We start from the raw sequence: 18,173 nt of genomic DNA, 5'->3' as shown, positions 1-18,173 counted from the left end.
TCCTGCCCATGTCCGAAGCTGTTACTCCCACGCCTGCATTTGTTCATCTGCGCGTCCATTCCGAGTTCTCGGTCGTGGATGGCATCGTGCGCATTCCCGACCTGATCAAGCGTGTCGCCCAGATGGGCCAACCCGCGGTGGCGCTGACCGACCTGTCGAATATCTTCGGCCTGATCAAGTTCTACAAAGGCGCCCGCGGCAAGGGCGTCAAGCCCATTGCGGGCTGCGATGTCTGGCTCACTAACGACGAAGATCCGGAAAAGCCGTTCCGCCTGCTGTTGCTGGTGCGCAACCATCAGGGCTATCTCAGCCTGTGCGAAGTGCTGACCCAGTCGTTCCTGGCCAACCAGGGACGCGGGCGCGCCGAGGTCCGGCGCGAATGGCTGCAGGGCCGTCCGGGCCTCATCGCCCTGTCGGGCGGCCGCGCCGGCGACATCGGCCATGCCCTGGATGCCGGTAACGCCGTTACGGCGCTTTCGCTGGCGCGCCAATGGGCCCAATTGTTTCCCGGGGCGTTCTATATCGAATTGCAGCGCTCGGGCGCCGATGGCGACGAGGCCTATACCCAGGCCGCCATGCGGCTGGCCGCCGAGGCCGGCCTGCCTGTCGTGGCCACCCACCCGGTGCAATTCCTGGATGCCTCCGAGTTCCAGGCGCACGAGGCCCGCGTGTGCATCGCGCAGGGCGAAATCCTGGCCGACCCTCGCCGGGTGCGCCGCTACACCAAAGAGCAGTATCTGCTCAGCACCGAGGAAATGGCCCGGCGCTTCGCCGATGTGCCTTCCGCGCTGGCCAATACCGTGGAAATCGCCAAGCGCTGCAACCTGACGCTGGTGCTGGGCAAGCCGCGGCTGCCCAATTTTCCCACCCCCGACGGCGTGTCGCTGGACGACTACCTGATACAGCTGTCCGAAGAGGGCCTCGAGAAACGCCTGGAGTTCCTGTTCCCGGATGCTGCCGCACGCGATTCCAAGCGCGCCCAGTACTACGAACGCCTGCGCTGGGAATGCAAGACCATCATCCAGATGGGTTTTCCGGGCTACTTCCTGATCGTGCAGGACTTCATCAACTGGGGCAAGAACAATGGCGTGCCGGTGGGCCCGGGCCGGGGCTCGGGCGCGGGTTCGCTGGTAGCCTACGCGCTGGGCATTACCGATCTCGACCCCATCCGCTACGACCTGCTGTTCGAACGGTTCCTGAATCCCGAGCGGGTATCCATGCCCGACTTCGATATCGATTTCTGCCAGGACAACCGCGAACGGGTGATCGACTACGTCAAGATGAAGTACGGCCGCGAGGCCGTCAGCCAGATCGCCACGTTCGGTACGCTGGGCGCCAAGGCCGTGGTGCGCGATGCGGGCCGTGTGCTGGACATGCCCTACTTGTTCTGCGATGGCTTATCCAAGCTCATCCCGTTCAACCCTGCCGACCCCTGGTCGCTCGATCGCACGCTCAAAGACGAGCCCGCCTTCAAGGAACGCTACGAGCAGGAAGAAGAGGTCCGGGCCCTGGTCGACCTTGCCCGTCCGCTCGAAGGCCTGACCCGCAACATCGGCATGCACGCCGGCGGCGTGCTGATCGCGCCCGGCAAGCTCACCGATTTTTGTCCCTTGTATTGCCAGCCCGGCCAGGAAAACAGCGCCGTTTCCCAATACGACAAAGACGACGTCGAAGCGGCGGGCCTGGTCAAGTTCGACTTCCTGGGCCTGCGCAACCTGACCATTCTTGATTGGGCCGTGCGCTACGTGCGCCAGTTCAACGAGTCCCAGCGCGACTTCGACATCATGGCGCTGGAACTCGACGACCCGGCGGCCTACAAGGTGCTGTGCGACGCCAATACCACCGCCGTGTTCCAGCTGGAATCGCGCGGCATGAAGGAATTGTTGAAAAAGCTGCGGCCCAACACCTTCGAAGACATCATCGCCATGCTGGCCCTGTATCGTCCGGGCCCGCTCGAATCCGGCATGGTCGACGACTTCGTCAACCGCAAGCATGGCCGCGCCTCGGTCGATTACTTCCATCCCGACCTGGAAAGCACCCTGAAAAGCACTTATGGGGTCATCGTCTACCAGGAACAGGTGATGCTGATCTCGCAGATCATCGGCGGCTATTCGCTGGGCGGCGCCGACCTCCTGCGCCGTGCCATGGGCAAGAAAAAGCCCGAAGAAATGGCCAAGCACCGCGAGCTTTTCGAGCAGGGCGCCAAGGAAAAGGGCCACGATCCCAATCTGGCGGTCAAGCTGTTCGACTTGATGGAAAAGTTCGCGGGCTACGGCTTCAACAAGTCGCACTCGGCCGCCTATGCCCTTATTGCGTACCAGACCGCCTGGCTGAAGGCCTACCATCCCACGGAGTTCCTGGCCGCCACCATGTCGTCCGATATGGACGATACCGACAAGGTCCAGGTGTTTTGCCGCGACGCGCAGGACAACGGCGTGCTGGTGCTGCCGCCCGATGTCAACGCTTCCGGTTATCGCTTCGAGCCCGTGCCCGACGAGCATTCCCGCCAGGGCAAGCCGCCGCGCACCATGCGCTACGGCCTGGGGGCGGTCAAGGGCACGGGGCAGGGCGCGGTGGAGGAAATCCTGCGCGCGCGCCAGTCCGACGGCCCGTTCGCCAATTTGTTCGACTTCTGCCGGCGCATCAATAAGCATGCGGTCAACCGGCGTACCATCGAAGCCCTGATCAAGGCGGGCGCTTTCGACACCATCGAATCCAACCGCGCGGCCATGCTGGCGTCGGTGGCCACCGCCATGGAAGCGGCCGAGCAGGCCGCCCGCAGCGCCAACCAGGTATCCCTGTTTGGCGACGACAGCGGCGATGTGGTGGCGGGCGAACTCAGCAAGGTCGCGCCCTGGAACCTGCACACCAAGCTCACCGAAGAAAAATCGGCGCTGGGCTACTACTTCAGCGGCCACTTGTTCGACCACTGGCGCGACGAAGTGCGCCGCATCGTGCCCATGACGCTGGCCCGGGTCGAACCGCAGCGCGACCTGCAATGGATGTGCGGCGTCCTGGCCGGCGTGCGCACCATGATGACGCGGCGCGGCAAAATGGTGTTCGCGGTGCTGGATGACGGTACGGCGCAGGTCGAGATCTCGGTATTCAACGAACTGTACGAAAAGCATCGCTCCCGCCTGCGCGAAGACCAACTGATCATCGTGCAGGGCAAGGTCAGCAACGACGACTACTCCGGCGGCATGCGCATCGTTGCCGAAAATCTGTTCGATCTGCAACTGGCGCGCGAGGCGCGCGCCAAGTCGCTGCGGGTCAAGCTCAACGGGCAGGCCGATGCCGCCCGCCTGCGCCAGATGCTGAATCCGTTCCGCGCCGAACCCGAGAACGGCGTGCCGGGCGTGCCTGTCGACATTGTCTACGGACGCGACAATTTCCTGTGCACGGTGCGCCTGGGCGAAGAATGGCGAGTGCGCATGGCGGATACTCTGCTCGAGAATCTGGCCGCCTGGGCCAAGCCCGATGGCGTAGAGGTAACCTACTGATGCAGCCACTGCGTATTCTCCATTCCGAGGCCGCGGTCGCGTTCGGCGGCCAGGAACATCGCGTGTTCAAGGAAATGCATGCCATGCGCGCGCGCGGCCACCATCTGGAAGCCGTCTGCCAACCCCACGCGCAACTGGTGCCGCGGCTGCGCGACGCGGGCTTCACGGTGCACACCATGCCCATGGGCGGGCTGGCCAACTACCTGAAAGGCGTGGCCGCCATGCGGCGCATTCTGCGCGACGGCCGCTACGACGTGGTCAACACGCACAGCCGCATCGATACCCTTATTGCGGGCACGGCGGGGCGGCTGTTCGGCGTGCCGCTCATCGTGCGTACCCGCCACCTGGCCAACAGGGCCGGCTCAATGCTGTCCTATACGTGGCTGCCCCATCGGGTCACTACCGTCAGCGAAACCGTGCGCCGCAATCTCGTCAGCCGCGGCGTGCCCGAGGCTCATACCGCCACGCTGTATACGCCCGTGGTGCTGCCGCCGCCGATCGAGCATTCCCCCCTGCGCGGCGAACTCGGCTTGGCCGAAGACGATATCGTGGTGGGCTGTGTGGCGGTCATGCGCGCGCCCAAGGGCCACAAAGACCTGGTCGACGCCATCTATCCGCTGATGGAAGCCCGGCCCCGGCTGCACATGGTGTTTGTCGGATCGGGCTCTCCCACCTTCGAGAACATCCAGGCTTACATCCAGCAGCTGGGCCTGGAAAAACGCATTCACCTGATGGGCACCCGCCGCGACGTGCCCAGCCTGCTGCCCGGGTTCGACCTGTTCGCGTTGGCCACGCACCAGGAAGCGTCGGGCACCGTCTATGTCGAGGCGCAGGCCGCCGGGCTGCCGGTCATCGGCACCGACGTGGGCGGGGTGTCCGAGATCATGCGCGATGGCGTTACCGGCATCCTTGTGCCTGCCAAGAACCCGCCCGCGCTTCGCGCCGCGCTCGAACGCCTGATCGACAATCCGGAGTTGCGCCGGAAAATGGGCGCTGCCGGGCGCAGCATGGTGTGGGACGAAGGCATATTCTCACCCGCCCGCCTGGCCGAAAACACCGAGGCCGTCTACCGCAAATGGCTGGCGGAGCGGCAAGCATGAGCAACGCGCCCAACATTCCGGTGCTGATGTATCACCATGTCAGCCCATCGGGCGGCATGATCGCCGTCACACCCGATGTTTTCGAGCAGCAGATCGCCGGCCTGGCGCGCGCGGGCTACACGGCGCTGGGCACGGAACAATTGGCGGGCTATCTGGCGGGCGAGCGCGTGCCGGAAAAGTCGGTGCTCATCACCTTCGACGACGGCTACCTGAATAACTGGACCTACGCGCATCCCGTGCTGCAGCGCCATGGCATGAAGGCCGTGCTGTTTCTCATCACCGGCTGGGTGGGGCAGGGCGGGGTTCGCCCCTGTGCCGGCCAGGGAGGGGCCGTGCCTGCCTCGCCCGATCACCACGAATCCAAGCGCCTGGTGGCCGCGGGCCGCACCGACGACGTCATGCTGCGCTGGAGCGAGGTGCAGGCCATGCTGGCGGCTGGTACGTTCGAAGTCCATTCCCACACTCATACGCATACCAGGTGGGATAAAGAATGCGGGTCCGACGTCGCCGCCAAGCGCGAACACATCGCCCGCGAACTTGCCGATTCCCGCGCCACGCTTACGCGGCAGCTGGGCGGGGCCAGCAATCACCTGTGCTGGCCGCAAGGCTATTTCGACGCTGATTACCTGCAGGCCGCGCGCGAGGCGGGTTTTCGCCACCTGTACACCACCGATGCGCTGGGCCAGAACGTGCCGGGCCATGATCCCGAACATATTTACCGTTTCGCCGTGCGCAACCTGGGCGGCTCGTGGCTGAACCGCCGCATATGGATGTCGCGCCACCCCGTGTGGGGGCCGCGCTACCACGCCTGGAAAGCCTGGAAAAAGCGTCTGAGGAATCGCGCATGAAACTGTCGGTCATCATCATCGCCAAGAACGAGGCGGCTCACATCCTCGGCTGCCTCGAATCAGTGGCCTTTGCCGATGAATTCATCGTGGTCGATTCCGGCAGCACGGACAACACCGTCGAACTGGCGCGCGATTTCGGCGCGCAGGTGCACGTCACCGCCGACTGGCCCGGATTCGGCCCGCAAAAGAACCGGGCCCTGGATCTGGCCACGGGCGACTGGATCCTGTCCATCGATGCCGACGAACGCGTGCCGCCCGAACTGGCGGACGAAATCCGCGCGGCGCTGGCCGCGCCTCGGGCCGACGCCTATGAAATCGCCCGGCTGTCGGACTTCTGCGGCCGCCTCATCCGTCACAGCGGCTGGTGGCCCGATTACGTATTGCGCCTGTTCAAGCGCGGTACCGCCCGCTTCACCGACGCCGCCGTGCATGAGCGCGTGGTGCCGCAAGGCCAGGTGCTGCGCCTGAACGGCCACTTCCTGCACTATCCCTATCCCAACCTGGATGCGCTCATCAACAAGGTGAACCGCTATTCCTCGGACGCGGCCGCAATGATGCACGCGCGCGGCAAGCGCGCCACGGTATTCAGCGCGCTGGGCCACGGGTTCTGGACTTTCGTCCGCATTTATCTCATCCGCCGCGGCTTTCTCGACGGGCGCCATGGCCTGGTCCTGGCGGTTACCGCCGCCGCCGGCAGCTTTTTCCGCTACGCCAAACTCAGCTTTCTGTCCGATACCCGCAAGTGAAGGTCCTGTATACCAATTTCCACCCGCGCAATGGCGGGGGGCATACCACGTACGTCATGAACCTGGCGCAGGCACTGGCCGGCAGGCACCAGGTCACGGTGGCCGCGCCGGACACCAGCCGCCTGTTTCGCTACGCGTCGGCCGCAACTGGCGTGCAGACGGTGGCCATGCGGTTTTCCACGCGCCTGTCGGCATGGCTTACCGAGCCGGCATCGCTGCGACAGTTGGTGGGGCGCGAGCACTACGACATCATCCATGTAAATGGAACCGCCGACCACAAACAGGTCATGCTGGCCCTGGCGGGCCTGCCGCGGCGGCCGCGCGTGGTATTCACCAAACACAACATTCATCCGCTCGATTCGCTGGGCCACCGCCTGCGTGCGCGGCTGGCAACCGACCATGTCATCGCCGTCAGCGACCACGTGCATGAACAGGTGCTGCGGTCGCCGTACCGGCGCGTGCCCATTACGACAATACGCCATGGCATCGACACCGATTATTTCACGCCGCCCCAGTCGTCGCTGCCGCTGGATGCGCTGCGCGACCGTTATTTCGGCCCCGATTGGCGCGGCCGCCTGCTGCTGGGCAGTGCGGGCGGCACCGATTTCGACAAGGGCTGGCTCGACCTGGTCGAAGCCGCCGGCCGCCTGCCGCCCGAACAGCGCCGGCGCGTGATGATCCTGGTGGCCGGCGACCCGCCGTCCGAAGCCAAGCTGGCGCGGGTGCGTGCGGCGGGCATGCAAGCCCAGGTGGTTTTCCCCGGCTTGCTGGACGACGTGCGCGATGCGCTGGCCTGCTGCCATGCCGGCTTCGTGCTGTCTTACTACGAGGCTTTGTCCTATGCCTGCCGCGAAATGATGTCGATGGGGCTGCCGGCCCTGGTCAGCGATGCGGGCGGCCTGCCCGAGAACGTCACCGACGGCGTCGACGGTTGGATCATCCCCGTGCGCGATGCCGCGGCCATCGGCGCGCTGCTGCGCGCCATGTTGCAGGATCCGTCCCGTCTGGCCGGCATGGGCGAGGCGGCGCGCAGCAAGGCCGTGGAACAGTTCGGCCTGGCAGATTTCGCCGAATCAACCCTGGCGGTGTATCACCAGGCGCTGGCGCGCTAAGGGCCGCGTTTATCCGTCGTTCAGCGGGGCGCACAATTCCCGAAGTATCTCGGCCAGCCGTTCTTCGGCCTGCAACGGCATATCGCGCACGCGCCTGATCAGGCTGATGGGCGGCAATTCCCAGTCGAACCGCCATGGCACCAGGGCCACTCGCTGGCTCCTGCACAGTTCCGCCGCGATGTCCCGGGGCACGATGGAAAGCAGGGCGTCATTGCCCGCCAGCAGGCCCTCGATCACTTCGAGCGTGTAGGTTTCCACGATGGGCGTCGGCGGCTGGGCCTGGGCGCGCACGAACAGCTCGGTCACCATATTGCCGATGGGGGTGGCGGGCGACGGCAGAATCCAGTTCATCGAGGCCAGTTCCCGCCAATCGGGCTGGCGGCGCGCCAGGCGCCTTGCCAGCCGGGGGTTGGCAATCAGGGCGGGATGTTGTGCATACAACAGTTCATGCCAGACATCATGCGCGCCGGCAATGGCTGAAGCACGTCCGATGACACAGTCCAGTTCATGGCTGCGCAGGCCTTGCAGCAGGTGGTCCGTGGTGGCGCGCTGCAAGGTCACGGTAATGCGATGGCGTTCCCCCAGCCATTCAATGGCGCGCGTCAGCAAAGGGCCGGACACGAAGGGCACTGCGCCCAGGTTCAGGTGCGTGGCATGGCCGCTGCGCAGCGCGTCGATCTCTCCGGCCCAGTGCTCCAGATCCTGCAGCATGTGCTGGGCGCGCACCAGCGCCAATTGTCCCATCGGGGTGGGTTCCAGCCCATGGCGCGAACGCACGAACAATGCCCCGCCGAAGATGTCCTCGATCTCGGCCAGCGTCTTGGTGGCCGCCGGCTGGCTGACCCCTGCCTCCTGCGCGACGCGGGTCAGCGAACGATGGCGTGCCACCGCTAGCAGCAGGGTCAGGTGACGGCTTTTCAGGCGCGTGGTCAGGCGAGTCAATGTCGACATGGGAAGGGATGGGTTTCCAGGGCAGTATCCATAACTATTTGGTTATGGACTCATGAGAAAAACAACGCTTTACGTTATTTAAGGAACTTATACTTTCTTTTTCCCCTGCCGTCATGAAAATCGCCGTGTCCACGCCCACCTTCACCACCCGACCGGAAATCCGCGGCACCTTCGGTGTCGTGTCATCCACGCACTGGCTGGCCTCGCAAGTTGCCATGGGCGTGCTCGAACGCGGCGGCAATGCATTTGATGCGGCCGTTGCCGGCGGGTTCATGCTGCAGATCGTCGAACCGCATTTGAACGGGCCCGGCGGAGAGGTGCCCATCCTGTTCTGGAGCGAAGCCGAGCGCCGCATGGTCGAATTGTGCGGCCAGGGGCCGGCACCGGCGTTGGCCACACCGGCGTACTTCCGCCAGCGCGGCTATGAACTGGTGCCCGGCATAGGCTTGCTGCCCGCCACGGTGCCCGGCGCTTTCGGGGCCTGGCTCGCGCTGCTGCGCGACCACGGAACCTGGGAACTGCACGACGTGCTCGGCCCCGCCATCGCGTATGCCGAGAATGGGTTCCCGATGGTGCCGCGCATCGCCCAGGCGATCGCCGCGGTCGAGTCCCTGTTCCGCACTGAATGGACATCTTCGGCTGCCGTCTGGCTGCCTGGGGGGCAGGTGCCGCATCCCGACTCCATCTTGCGCACGCCTGCCATCGCCCAGACGTATCGCCGCATCCTGGCGGAATCGGCGGATGCCGCGGGCGGCCGGCGCGGCCGCATCGAGGCGGCACATGAGGCCTGGTACCGCGGCTTCGTTGCCAGCGCCATCGATGACTTCTACCGCAATCAACGCCTGCGCGACTGCAGCGGCGAGTGCAACGCCGGCCTGCTGCGGCGCGAAGACATGGCCGATTGGCGCGCCAGTTATGGCGAGCCGGCCACGGTCGACTACGGCCGCTACACCGTTGCCAAATGCGGGCCGTGGTCGCAGGGCCCGGTGTTCCTGCAGCAACTGGCCATGCTGCGCTACCTGGGTATCGAGGGGTTGCGGGCCGATTCGCCCGAATTCGTGCACCGCATCGCGGAAGCCGCCAAACTGGCATTTGCCGACCGCCTGGCATGGTATGGCGACCCCGCCTTTACCGATGTGCCCCTGGCCGACCTGCTAAGCGACGGCTATGCGCGGCAGCGAGCGGCCTCCATCGGAACGGCCGCCAACGCGCAACTGCAACCCGGCCAGCCCGGCGGGCGCGCGCCACGCCTGCCCGACCTGCGGGCCGCCGAAAGGGCCCTGGCCGCCGCCGACGTGCGCTATGGCGTGGGCGAGCCCACCTTCGCCCAATTGCCGCCCGTGCAAGAATGGGCCGCCCGTGAGATCTTCGTGGGCGACACCTGCCATATCGACGTAATCGACCGCCACGGCAATATGGTGGCCGCCACGCCTTCGGGTGGCTGGCTGTCTTCCAGCCCGGCGATTCCCGAACTTGGTTTTTCCATCACCACGCGCCTGCAGATGACCTGGCTGGACGATGGCCTTCCGGGCACCCTGCAGGCGGGCAAGCGTCCATGCACCACGCTGTCGCCCGGCCTGGCCCTGCGCGACGGCGAACCCTATATGGTGTTCGGCACGCCCGGCGGCGACCAGCAAGATCAATGGACCCTGGCTTTTTTCCTGCGGCACGCCGCGCTCGGCATGAATCTCCAGGAAGCCATCGACGCACCCGCCTGGCATGTCGATCATTTCCCGGGCTCATTCTGGCCGCGTACCACCGTGCTGAACCGGCTGACCGTGGAATCGCGCCTTCCCGCCGCCACGCAAGACGCCTTGCGCGCCGCCGGCCACGATCTGCGGGTAGGTCCGGCCTGGTCGGAAGGGCGGGTCAGCGTCTGTACGCGGGAACCCGCGGCGGGCGGCCTGCTGTTGCGCGCGGGCGCCAATCCGCGCGGCATGCAGGGTTATGCCGTTGGCCGCTGAAGTTTTCTTTTTTACACAACAGTCTGCACAAGACACGACATAGGGGAATGCCAAGATGTTTTCCATACGCAAATACCTGGTGCCGCTGGTACTGAGCGCCGCGGCGCTGCTGCCTACCGCCAGCCATGCCGAATGGCCCGACAAGCCGGTCACCATCATCGTGCCGTGGGCGGCGGGCGGCTCAACCGACATCCTGGCGCGCCTGCTCTCCGAGCACATGAGCCTGTCCCTCGGGCAGCCAGTCGTGGTCGAGAACCGCTCGGGGGCTTCGGGCAATATTGGCTCGGCGCAAGTGGCGCGCGCCGAGCCCGACGGCTACACGCTGCTGGTGGGTTCGATGAGCACCCACACCATGAACCAGGCCATGTATTCCAACATGCCGTTCGATGGCGTGAAAGACTTCACGCCCATTGCCGAGTTGGCGCTGGTCACCAACACCATGGTCATCAACCCCTCGCTGCCCGTCAACAGCGTGGCCGAGTTCATCGAATATGCCAAGGCGCGGCCGGAACAGATCGCCTACGCCTCGGCAGGAGCGGGTTCGACCAACCATCTCAGCGCTGCGATGTTCGAGAAGGCCACCGGTATCCGCATGCTGCACGTTCCCTATCGAGGCGGCGCTCCCGCCGTCATGGACACCGTGGCCGATCGTACTCAACTGTTGTTCAGCGCCGGCACCCAGACGCTGCCGCACGTCAAAGTGGGAAAGCTGAAGCTGCTGGCCGTCACCGAAAGCCGGCGCTCGCCGCTGCTGCCCGATGTGCCTACCGTGGCGGAAACGCTGCCCGGCTATGAACTGGCCGTGTGGTACGGCGCCTTCGGCCCCGCGGGCATGGACCCCGCGCTGGTCCAGCGCCTGAACAAGGAAATCAACGCCGTCCTGGCCAAGCCCGAGGTCATCAAGAAAATGGGCGACATGGGCGTGGAAGTGATGCAGACCACGCCCGAGCAGTTCGCTGAAACACTGCAGCGCGACGCCGGCAAGTATGGCAAGCTGGTCCGCGACCTGGGGATCACGCTGCAATGATCTCCGCCAGCTTCGTGCAAGCCCTGTCCGACCACATCGATCCTCTGGCGCTGGGCTGCGCCGGCAGCAATCCGCAGGCCTTGTTCGCCGCCATCGATGCCTTCGCCCGGCAGCCGCTGGCGCACCGGCTGTGCACGGTCAATCGCTACGATCCCGGCCCCATGACGGTGGTGCGGCAGTACAGTTCCAATCCCCAGGCCTACCCGGCGGGCGGCATGAAGCACAAGGCGGGCACGCCGTGGGGCAGGCAAGTCCTGCTCGAACAGCGGCTGTTCGTTGGCGAAGGCCCCGAGGCCATCCGCCAGGCATTCGACGACCATGCCGCCATCGAGGCCCTGGGCCTGCGGTCGGTGATCAATGTGCCGGTGGTGGCGCGCGGCGCTTGCCTGGGCACGGTGAACTTCCTCATGACAGCCGAGAAGGTCGAGCCCGGGCACGTCGCAGTGGCCCGCCTGTGCGGCCTGCTGGCCGTGCCGGGCTTCCTGCCGGCCGCGGGCCAGGCGCCAGGCTAGCAGGGGTTGGTCAGCGCTTCCAGCCGGCCCAGCCACACTATGGCATGGGCCGGCGTGGTTCCGCACATTTCCCGGCTGGGTTGCAGGCCCCCGCATACGGCAGGCCTGCTGGGCAGGCCGAACAGCTCACAGGCCATGGCGGCGTTCAGATGCGCACAGGGCACGCCGGCCGGCTTGCCGCCGGGCATTTTCGGGAGGGGCGACGAGATCGAGGGCGCGATGCAGCAGGCGCCGCAACCCGGCCTGCAGGCGGCGGCCGGTTCTTCCTGGTTCATACCCAGCCCCGCAGCCAGTACACCAGCAGGCCGGCGTATTCCTTGATGATGGAGCGGCTGGCATCCAGTGTGCGCTGGTGGGGTATCCAGGGCGATACTGAACCATCGGGCGGAAGCACAATCTGCGGTGGCGTGGATGCGGGAATGGCCGATACGCCCTGCTTGGAAAACGCCGCCATGGCCCGGGGCATGTGCAGGGCCGAAGTCACCAGCAAGATCTTCCTGAAGCCGTGCTCTTCCAGTTCTTCTTCGGTCAGGATGGCATTCTCGTAGGTGGTACGGCTGGAATTCTCGAGCAGCAGCGCGCGCTCGGGCACGCCTTGCTGCTTCATCAGGAACGCCATGCCGCGCGCTTCGCTGATGTCGCCTTCCAGCGCACCGCCGGACAGCACCACCTTGGGCGCGCGTCCCGCCTGGTAAAGCTTCACGGCGGTATCGACGCGCACGATCGCGGTTTCCTTGTCGTAGGGCAGGAACCAGTTGGCGCGGCCGTTGGCGGTGTTGCCTCCCAGCACCACGATGGCATCGGCCGCGGGCAATTGCGCTGCCGGCAAATGAGGGTAGCGCGCCTCCAGCGATCCTCCCAGCCAGAGCGAAGTGATGGGCAAAGACCACGCCAGCAGCCACGCCAGTCCGAAAACGGCCAGGCAGGCGCCGGTGCGGCGCAGGCGCAACAGGCCCAGCACCAAGCCCAGCACGACCAGCGTCATGCACAGATTCTGGGGAAGGATCAGATTGGCCAGATACGTTGTCATAAATGTCAAGTAAACAATCGGGTCACGATGCCGATGCCAGCAGTGCGCAGGCTTCGTGTTCGACCGCGGCAACCTCCGGCCAGTTCCGGTCCGCGCCCAGGCAAACGGCGCGGGGCGACCAGGGGCCGGTGCGTCCGGGATTGGTGACGCCGAATAGCGTCAGTTGCCGCGCTTGCGCGGCGGCCGCCACGTGCGACACCCCCGAATCATTGCACACCACCAGCCCGGCACGAGCCGTCAGCGCCGCAAAGGCGCCCAGGGCCACGGGCGGCAGCAGGCGCGCGGTGGGGGCGTTGCGCCTGGCTTCGTCGGTTTCCGCCGGAGGAGGGCACATTACCACGGTGTGCCCGCGGCCTTGCAGGGCGCGGGTCAGGGCATCGAACCCGGGCCAGACCTTGACTTGTCCCTTGTGCAGCCCGGTGGCCGTGGGGGCGATCAGCACGAACGGCTGGCCAGCCAGCCCGGCCTGGGCCAGCACCTCGTCGGCCGCCTGGCGGTGCGCCGGGGTAATGGGCAGGCCCAGGTCGGCGCCGGGCTGCTCCGGGCCGTCCGGCAGCTTCCAGCGTTGCAGGGCGCTGCGGGTCAGGTAGTACCACGATTGCACGGCATGCAGGTCGGCCTGGGGTTTTGCGATGGGCCAGCGCAGCAACAGGCTTCGTCCATCGTCGCGGTACCCCGCGCTGGGCACGCCCGCCAGGCGGAACACGGCGGCGCTGGACAGCGAATCGGGCAGCGCCAGGCCGCGTGCCTGGTTCCCCACGGTAGCCTGGGCATGCCGGTGCTCGCGCACCGCGCGGGCATCTTCCCAGACGCGGCCCCGCATGGGAATGAAGCCGTGCCTGGCCACGCCCTCGAGCAGGTCCCGCGCCCAGGGCCGGGCGCAGATCACCAGCGGCACGCCGGTGGCGCCCAGCAGCGACAGGCTGGGCAGGCTCATGCAGACATCGCCCACCCAATTGGGCAATCTGACATACAGGCAGGAAATCTTGGGCATCGGCAATAGCAGGTTAATAGTCAGTCGAACGGTACAATCCCGAGCACAATTGTATTAAAGCGAGTCGTCCCTTGAATTCTGCCGCACGCCACGCGCCCGCCGGGTCCCAGCCGGTCCGGGCCGAGCTCTGGAAGCGCGTCTACAGCCGCGTAGGGTCCTATTGGAAGGGTCTGGTGCTGGCCATCCTGCTGATGGCCGGCGCGGCCGCCACCCAGCCGACCCTGGCCATCATCATGAAGCCGCTGCTCGACGAGGGCTTCACGGGGGCCAAGCCATACTTCGTATGGGCGCTGCCCCTGGCTGTGGTGGGCCTCATCCTCTTGCGCGGCCTGTGCAATTTTTTCAGCGACTACCTGCTGGCCTGGGTGGCCAACAATGTCCTGCTGGGCATCCGCCGCGATATGTTCGACCGCCTGCTCGGCCTGCCCGATGCCGATTTCAAGCGGGGCGATACCGGCCGGCTGCTCAATCGCTTCACTATTGATGCCGGCAACGTCACAGGCTATGCCACCGATGTCATCACGGTGCTGGTGCGCGAAACCCTGGTCGTGATCGCCCTGATCTGCGTGCTGCTGTACATGTCCTGGATGCTGACGCTCATCATCCTGGTCATGTTGCCGGTATCTGTGCTGATCGCCCGCAGCTTCATCCGCCGCTTGCGGCGCATCAACCGTGACACCGTCAACATGAATGCCGAGCTGACCCGGGTGGCCAGCGAGGGCATCAACGGCCAGCGGGTCATCAAGCTGTTCGACGGCTACGAGGCCGAACGCGGCCGCTTTGCTTTTGTGAACGCGCGCCTGCGCCGCTTCGCCATGCGCACGGCCACCGCCGACGCCGCCATGACGCCGCTTACCCAGGTGTGCATCTCGATCTCCGTCGGCGCCGTGATCGCGGTGGCTCTCAGCCAGGCCAACAATGGCCAGCTTACCGTCGGCAGCTTCGCCTCGTTCATGGCGGCGCTGGCGCAAATCTTCGACCCCATCAAGCGCCTCACCAATCTGGCCGGCAAAATGCAGAAAATGCTGGTGGCCGCCGAAAGCGTATTCACCTTGGTCGACCAAGAACCCGAAATCGACACGGGCACCCGCAAGCTGCCCGAACCGGTGCGTGGAAAAATCGAGTTCCGCGATGTCACGCATCGTTTCCCGGATGCCTCGCGCGATACTGTCAGCAATATTTCGCTGCACGTCCAGCCGGGGAAAACCGTGGCGCTGGTGGGCCGTTCGGGTAGCGGCAAGACCACCCTGGTGAACATGCTGCCGCGCTTCGTGCTGCCGGATTCCGGCACCATCCTGGTCGATGACGTGCCCATCAACGAACTCGCCCTGCGCAGCCTGCGCTCGCACCTGTCGCTGGTTAGCCAGGACGTGGTGCTGTTCGATGACACCATCGCCGCCAACGTGGGCTATGGCGCACTGGGGCAGGCCAGCGATGAGCAAGTGCGCGACGCACTGGCCGCGGCCAATCTGCTCGAGTTCGTCGACGCTTTGCCCAATGGCATCCATACGCCGGTGGGCGAAAATGCCGCCCGCCTGTCCGGCGGCCAGCGGCAGCGCCTGGCCATTGCGCGGGCCCTGATCAAGAACGCGCCCATCCTCATCCTGGACGAAGCCACTTCCGCGCTCGACAACGAATCCGAGCGGCAGGTGCAGGCCTCGCTCGAACGGTTGATGCGCGGCCGTACCACCCTGGTCATCGCCCACCGCCTGTCCACCGTCCAGAACGCCGACCACATCGTCGTTCTGGACGCCGGGCAAATCGTCGAACAAGGCCCGCACACCAAGCTGCTGGCCGACAACGGCCTGTACGCCTCGCTGTACAACATGCAGTTCCGCGAGAACTGATCCGGGCCGGCGCGCCTGGTGCCGCTTAGCGCTGCCTGGGCCCGCCGCGACGAGGTTCCAGCCATATTGCCGGGTGTCTGGCTCCCGAAGGGTGCCAGACACCGAAGCGGCCGCGGCTGAGGTATCGGGCAATTTACTGCCATGGTCCGAAGCCAGGGCATTCAGCCGAAGCCAGCCTCTCCCGGCTACGCCCCGCCTCAAGTCAGGATGATGTCGTACTGTTCCTGCGAGTAGGCGGTTTCCACTTCCAGCGACACCTGCTTGCCCACGAAATCGCCCAGCATGGCCAGGTGCTGGCTTTCCTCTTCCAGAAACAGGTCCACCACATCCTGCGACGCCAGGATGCGGAACTCGCGCGGATTGAACTGCCTGGCTTCACGCAGGATTTCGCGCAGAATTTCATAGCACACCGTGCGGGCCGTGCGCACCGTGCCGCGCGCCTCGCACATGGGGCAGGGCTCGCACAATTGGTGGGCCAGCGAATCACGGGTGCGCTTGCGCGTCATCTCCACCAGTCCCAGTTGCGTGAAGCCATTCACGGTCATGCGCGTGCGGTCGCGCGCCAGCGCCTTCTTCAGCTCGGCCAGCACGGTCTCGCGATGCTCCAGGTCTTCCATGTCGATGAAGTCCAGGATCACGATGCCCCCCAGGTTGCGCAACCGCAGCTGCCGCGCAATGGCCTGCGCGGCTTCCAGGTTGGTCTTGAAAATAGTGTCGTCGAAATTGCGTCCGCCCACGAAGCCGCCGGTGTTCACGTCCACTGTCGTCAGCGCTTCGGTCTGGTCGATGATCAGGTAGCCGCCCGACTTCAGGTCCACGCGGCGCGAAAGGGCGCGCGCAATTTCCTCGTCTACATTGGCGGTGTCGAACAAGGGGCGTTCGCCGCTGTAATGCTGGATGCGGTCCGCCACCGACGGCGTGTACACGCGGGCCCATTCGGTCAGGGCCGACGTCGTGGTGCGGGAATCTACCTGGATCACGCCGGTGTGGGGCCCCACCATGTCGCGCAGCACCCGCTGGGCCAGCGTCAGGTCGTGGTGCAGCAGAGTGGGGGCGGGCTGGCTGCGTGCCGCGGCCTGCACGCGGCCCCACAGCTTGCGTAGATATTCCAGGTCGGCGCTCAGCTCTTCGTCGCTGGCGCCTTCGGCCTGAGTGCGTACGATCAAGCCGCCTTTTTCTTCTTCGGGAATCAATGCCTGCAGCCGTTCGCGCAGTTGGGTGCGCTCGGCCTCTGAATCGATCTTCTGTGATATCCCGATATGAGGGTCGTGGGGCAGGTACACCAGCATGCGCCCGGCGATGCTGATCTGGGTGGACAGGCGCGCGCCCTTGGTGCCCAGAGGGTCCTTGATCACCTGCACCATCAGGGTCTGGCCCTCGAACAGCAGCTTTTCAATGGCGGTGGGCGTCAGGCCCTGGCTGCGCTCGCTGCGGTTCTCGCGCAGATCGGCAATGTGGATGAAGGCGGCGCGCTCCAGGCCGACATCGATGAAGGCGCTTTGCATGCCCGGCAGTACCCGCACTACACGCCCCAGGTAAATATTGCCGACGTGGCCGCGTTGAATGCTGCGTTCTACATGCAGTTCTTGAACCGCGCCCTGTTCCACCAGCGCGACTCGCGTTTCGAAAGGGGTGATGTTGATCAGTATGTCTTCGCTCATGGGCTGGAGTAGGGCATCTAGGTTCAGTTGGCATAGTAAACGGTGACAGAGAACCGGCAAGCATTTGCCGGCTGCCCGGCATGCGACTTGCGAGACCCCAGACTTGTGGGGCTCCGCACGAGTCCGGAATTTCGTGTATAGTCTCGCTCTTTCGCGGTTCGGGCAGCAGTTTTTGCCGGGGCGGCGAGGCCAAAAATCAGAAACGAACCTGATTTGACAGCCCCGAAAAAAGGCTTCATAATCTCGTTTCTCTGCTGCAGACACAGCGATGTGACGGCGGTGGTGGCAAGTGGCGGTACCCTGTTCTTTAACAACGAAACAACCGATAAGTGTGGGCGCTTGGGTGATGCGGCGCTGGCGGCGGGCTTTATGTCTGTCGCCGGGCTGAAGAAATCAAAGCGCTCACCTAGAAGTGAAGTACCTTGAATGTCAAAGATATTCATTGAACCTCATTTCTTTTGAGTGAAGTGCCGCGGGCCTTTAGGGGTTTTGCGGTGCGCGATATAACAGAGATTGAACTGAAGAGTTTGATCCTGGCTCAGATTGAACGCTAGCGGGATGCTTTACACATGCAAGTCGAACGGCAGCGCGGACTTCGGTCTGGCGGCGAGTGGCGAACGGGTGAGTAATGTATCGGAACGTGCCCAGTAGCGGGGGATAACTACGCGAAAGCGTGGCTAATACCGCATACGCCCTACGGGGGAAAGCGGGGGACCTTCGGGCCTCGCACTATTGGAGCGGCCGATATCGGATTAGCTAGTTGGTGGGGTAAAGGCCTACCAAGGCTGCGATCCGTAGCTGGTTTGAGAGGACGACCAGCCACACTGGGACTGAGACACGGCCCAGACTCCTACGGGAGGCAGCAGTGGGGAATTTTGGAC

The 18,173-nt window shown here is 65.1% G+C and carries 15 protein-coding genes and 1 rRNA gene; 10 read left to right on the top strand and 6 right to left on the bottom strand.

Translation table 11 applies throughout. The features are described from left to right. The first annotated feature begins 8 nt into the window (after positions 1 to 8). Genes dnaE through LPZ50_RS03475 form a run of 5 tightly spaced genes read left to right on the top strand, consistent with a single transcriptional unit; the run spans position 9 to position 7,306 of the window. Complete coding sequence (gene dnaE / locus LPZ50_RS03495; RefSeq protein WP_230657613.1) at positions 9 to 3,500, top strand: DNA polymerase III subunit alpha; 3,492 nt, start codon at positions 9 to 11, stop codon at positions 3,498 to 3,500. Next, positions 3,500 to 4,600, top strand: a complete 1,101-nt coding sequence (locus tag LPZ50_RS03490; RefSeq protein ID WP_230657610.1) for a glycosyltransferase family 4 protein — start codon at positions 3,500 to 3,502, stop codon at positions 4,598 to 4,600. The genes dnaE and LPZ50_RS03490 overlap by 1 nt, the downstream gene beginning before the upstream one ends. Then, the gene (locus LPZ50_RS03485) at positions 4,597 to 5,448 is read left to right on the top strand and encodes a polysaccharide deacetylase family protein (RefSeq protein WP_230657607.1); all 852 of its coding nucleotides are present in this window, start codon (positions 4,597 to 4,599) and stop codon (positions 5,446 to 5,448) included. Before LPZ50_RS03490 ends, LPZ50_RS03485 begins: the two co-directional genes overlap by 4 nt. After that, a complete protein-coding gene (locus tag LPZ50_RS03480) occupies positions 5,445 to 6,194 on the top strand; it encodes a glycosyltransferase family 2 protein (protein ID WP_230657602.1) in 750 nt (249 codons plus the stop codon). The genes LPZ50_RS03485 and LPZ50_RS03480 overlap by 4 nt, the downstream gene beginning before the upstream one ends. Continuing rightward, positions 6,191 to 7,306 carry a glycosyltransferase gene (locus LPZ50_RS03475; RefSeq protein ID WP_230657599.1) on the top strand — a complete coding sequence of 372 codons (1,116 nt, stop codon included), beginning with the start codon at positions 6,191 to 6,193 and terminating at the stop codon, positions 7,304 to 7,306. Before LPZ50_RS03480 ends, LPZ50_RS03475 begins: the two co-directional genes overlap by 4 nt. Before the next feature lie 9 nt (positions 7,307 to 7,315). Here the strand turns inward: LPZ50_RS03475 and LPZ50_RS03470 are convergent, their stop codons facing one another. Then, entirely contained in the window at positions 7,316 to 8,257 is a 942-nt protein-coding gene (locus LPZ50_RS03470) for a LysR substrate-binding domain-containing protein (protein WP_230657594.1), read from the bottom strand. Between the two features lie 125 nt (positions 8,258 to 8,382). On the opposite strand from LPZ50_RS03470, the gene LPZ50_RS03465 reads away from it, so the two are divergent. The 3 genes from LPZ50_RS03465 to LPZ50_RS03455 are packed head-to-tail and all read left to right on the top strand — an operon-like array spanning position 8,383 to position 11,760. Next, positions 8,383 to 10,221: a gamma-glutamyltransferase family protein gene (locus tag LPZ50_RS03465; protein WP_230657591.1), complete on the top strand. Its 1,839-nt coding sequence runs from the start codon at positions 8,383 to 8,385 to the stop codon at positions 10,219 to 10,221. 55 nt (positions 10,222 to 10,276) lie between these two features. Further along, the gene (locus LPZ50_RS03460; protein WP_230657589.1) at positions 10,277 to 11,248 is read left to right on the top strand and encodes a Bug family tripartite tricarboxylate transporter substrate binding protein; all 972 of its coding nucleotides are present in this window, start codon (positions 10,277 to 10,279) and stop codon (positions 11,246 to 11,248) included. Beyond that, positions 11,245 to 11,760 (top strand): GAF domain-containing protein, encoded by a 516-nt coding sequence (locus tag LPZ50_RS03455; RefSeq protein ID WP_230657586.1) that lies wholly within the window; start codon positions 11,245 to 11,247, stop codon positions 11,758 to 11,760. Before LPZ50_RS03460 ends, LPZ50_RS03455 begins: the two co-directional genes overlap by 4 nt. Here the strand turns inward: LPZ50_RS03455 and LPZ50_RS03450 are convergent. Genes LPZ50_RS03450 through LPZ50_RS03440 form a run of 3 tightly spaced genes read right to left on the bottom strand, consistent with a single transcriptional unit; the run spans position 11,757 to position 13,784 of the window. Next, the gene (locus LPZ50_RS03450) at positions 11,757 to 12,035 is read right to left on the bottom strand and encodes a YkgJ family cysteine cluster protein (protein ID WP_230657584.1); all 279 of its coding nucleotides are present in this window, start codon (positions 12,033 to 12,035) and stop codon (positions 11,757 to 11,759) included. The genes LPZ50_RS03455 and LPZ50_RS03450 overlap by 4 nt on opposite strands. Continuing rightward, entirely contained in the window at positions 12,032 to 12,790 is a 759-nt protein-coding gene (locus tag LPZ50_RS03445; RefSeq protein ID WP_230657581.1) for a YdcF family protein, read from the bottom strand. Before LPZ50_RS03445 ends, LPZ50_RS03450 begins: the two co-directional genes overlap by 4 nt. Positions 12,791 to 12,812: 22 nt before the next feature. Next, positions 12,813 to 13,784, bottom strand: a complete 972-nt coding sequence (locus tag LPZ50_RS03440) for a glycosyltransferase family 9 protein (protein WP_230657578.1) — start codon at positions 13,782 to 13,784, stop codon at positions 12,813 to 12,815. 71 nt (positions 13,785 to 13,855) lie between these two features. Here LPZ50_RS03440 and msbA point away from each other — a divergent pair, with 71 nt between their 5' ends. Beyond that, a complete protein-coding gene (msbA, locus tag LPZ50_RS03435; protein WP_230657575.1) occupies positions 13,856 to 15,631 on the top strand; it encodes a lipid A export permease/ATP-binding protein MsbA in 1,776 nt (591 codons plus the stop codon). A gap of 197 nt (positions 15,632 to 15,828) precedes the next feature. Here the strand turns inward: msbA and rng are convergent, their stop codons facing one another. Together rng and LPZ50_RS03425 are read right to left on the bottom strand one after the other, a co-directional pair. After that, positions 15,829 to 17,292 (bottom strand): ribonuclease G, encoded by a 1,464-nt coding sequence (gene rng, locus LPZ50_RS03430; protein ID WP_230657572.1) that lies wholly within the window; start codon positions 17,290 to 17,292, stop codon positions 15,829 to 15,831. Between the two features lie 23 nt (positions 17,293 to 17,315). Continuing rightward, entirely contained in the window at positions 17,316 to 17,735 is a 420-nt protein-coding gene (locus LPZ50_RS03425; RefSeq protein ID WP_230657569.1) for a hypothetical protein, read from the bottom strand. Between the two features lie 72 nt (positions 17,736 to 17,807). On the opposite strand from LPZ50_RS03425, the gene LPZ50_RS03420 reads away from it, so the two are divergent. Further along, positions 17,808 to 18,173 (top strand): 16S ribosomal RNA (locus LPZ50_RS03420); the annotation flags it as partial.

The organism is Bordetella petrii (assembly GCF_020991325.1).
Classification (GTDB): Bacteria; Pseudomonadota; Gammaproteobacteria; order Burkholderiales; family Burkholderiaceae_B; genus Bordetella_A; species Bordetella_A petrii_E.
Note: the sequence above shows the minus strand (reverse complement) of the source record. Positions and strands in the feature narration are given on the sequence as shown.